A 2,238-nucleotide genomic window follows, 5' to 3' on the forward strand; every position below is an offset into this window, starting at 1 on the left:
GGCGGCGCCACCGCCCCCGCCAGGAGCGCGCTGCCCGGCACGCTGGAGGCCGGCCTGCGCCTCGCGGGCGGGACCGAGGCCGTCGCGGACGCCACGCGCGCGGACAAGCGTACGCTGGAGATCGACAAGGCGGCCGACACCAAGCTCTTCATCCGCTCGGTCAGCGAGCCACGCTACACGGTCGCGGCCGCAGGCGCCTTCCTGCCTTCCGACGTCACCGGCGGCGCGCCGGTGGTGGGGCGCGCGGAGGTGCGCACGGTCAGCATCGCCGAGCGCCTGCAGGCGCCGCGCGCCACCGAAGCCAAGGACTACACCACCGCCACCCGCCACTCCGCGGTGAGCGCGCTCGCCGCCCATGCGCTGGCGCTGACCGCCGAGGACGGCGGCGAGGTGCCCGGCCTGTTCCTCGACATCGACCTGTACGGCACGCGCGGCGACCCGGCGCTGTTCTACGCCAGCGCGGAGGAGGTCGAGAAGAACGTGCGGCTGCCGGCGATCGACAGCGACAACCCGGAAGACCAGGCCCTGCTCGACGCCCGCCCGCGCAACCTGGCGTTCGCAAGGCTGCTGCGCGAGCCCTGGCGCATGCCGTTGCTGCTGCGCACGCCGCTGCGCGTGCGCGTCGACGAAGCCACCCAGTTTGCCGACGGCACCGATCTCGCCGACAACACGGTGGCGCTGATGCGCCAGCTCGAAGGCCGGATAAAGCGCTACCGCGATGCGATCGCGGCGAGCCAGCGCGTGCTCGACGCCCTGCGCGGCAGCGCGCTCGCCCTCGAGAACCGCCTGCGCGCGATCGGCGAGGAGCTGGCCGAGGCGCGCCACGACGTGGCGGTCACCCGGGCCCTGATCGCCGAGGAAGAGGCCCGCCTGGCGGCGATCAACGAGCGCCGCGGCCGCATCCTGCGCGACCACGTGCATTTCATCGCCTACCAGCGTCCGCGCGAGGCCGAGTCGATCCTGCCCGCCGCCCAGCGCAGCCTCGACCCCGGCCTGCTCGCGCCCGCGGTGCCGAGCTGCCTGCGGGCACGACAGGACGCCCCCGACGCGCTGCGCGAGCTGCTCGCCGCGGTGCGCGAGGCCCCCGCGCGCTGCTTCGCCCATGCACCGGCGCTGCTCGACCGCCTCGACCGCACCGACCTGCTCGTCAAGGCCCTGCAGAGCGCGCAGCTGCGCAGCCAGCTCCTCGCGCTCAAGCTCGCCGCCCAGCCCGCGGCCGCGCCGGCCAAGGGCGTGGCCGGCGCCATCGCCGGCCTGCACGGCAGGCGCGTGCAGGCCGTGCAGCAGGTGCGCACGGCGAGCACCCGCATCGACCTCGCCGCGCTCGCCACCCTGGGCTGGAGGCAGGCGCGCGACGAGGCCGACAGGCTCGTCGCGCTCGGCGACCTGATCGACGGCGAGCACGGCAGCGGCGCGGTGGCGAGCCGGGCCGCGGCGCTGTTCGACGAGCTGTCGCGCATCTCCACCTGCCTGCACGAGGCGTTCTGCGCGGTGCCGCCGTCGATCCGCCTCGACTGGGCGGAGCGCCTGTCGCAGTTCGACGCGGCGCCGCAGCTGCGCAACCTGGCCGGGCTGGCGCGCTGGGGCGAGATCGACTTTGTCGAACGCCGCCGCCTGCAGTCCCTGGCGGACTGGCTGTTCGGCCAGGTGCGGGCGGGCGACGCCGAAGCCGAGGCGCTGATGAACGACGTCGTGCACATGACTCTGCTGCTCGCCAGCCATGCGCCGGTCGATCGCATCCTGTCCGGGCGCCTGCCCGAGCCGGTCACCGCCCGGCCGGGCATCCGCCTGCCGATCCGCGTCACCGAGCCGCTGCGGCTCCGGGTAGGCATGCAGGCGCTGATCTACCAGGCCGACCGGGTGGTGGCGCGCGCCACGGTGGAGGACCTCGCTGGCAACACGGCCGCCGCGGTGGTGACGCGGGTCGAGGGCGGCGCGCTTGCGCTCGCGGCCGACACGCGGGTGCATTTCGTCGACGCGGCCAGCCCGGTCGCGTTCGCCGCCGCGCAGGGGGCCCGCCAGGGCTAGCGCGATGATCGCCGAGCGCCGCGTCCGCCATCTCGGCATCCGCGCGCCCGATGCCGCGGGCGCGCGATGCGCGCGCCTGCTCATCGAGGATGCGCTGCGCACCGCCAGCCTGCCCGGCGACGGCGGCGAGCTGCTGCTGGTGCGGCGGTTGCGCTTGCCGGCGTTCGGGGCACGCGCCTCGCCGCAGCAGGTGGCGCTCGGGCTGGAGGC

At 75.7% G+C, this 2,238-nt stretch carries 2 protein-coding genes; both read left to right on the forward strand.

Annotated elements, in window-relative coordinates:
• Positions 1-2,028: hypothetical protein (locus tag C667_RS22340; protein ID WP_004386346.1), on the forward strand; the 2,028-nt coding region annotated here is incomplete at its 5' end.
• Between the two features lie 4 nt (positions 2,029-2,032).
• A partial coding sequence (locus tag C667_RS22345) for a hypothetical protein (protein ID WP_004386347.1) occupies positions 2,033-2,238 on the forward strand: 206 nt, incomplete at its 3' end.

The organism is Thauera phenylacetica B4P, assembly GCF_000310225.1.
Lineage (GTDB): Bacteria > Pseudomonadota > Gammaproteobacteria > Burkholderiales > Rhodocyclaceae > Thauera > Thauera phenylacetica.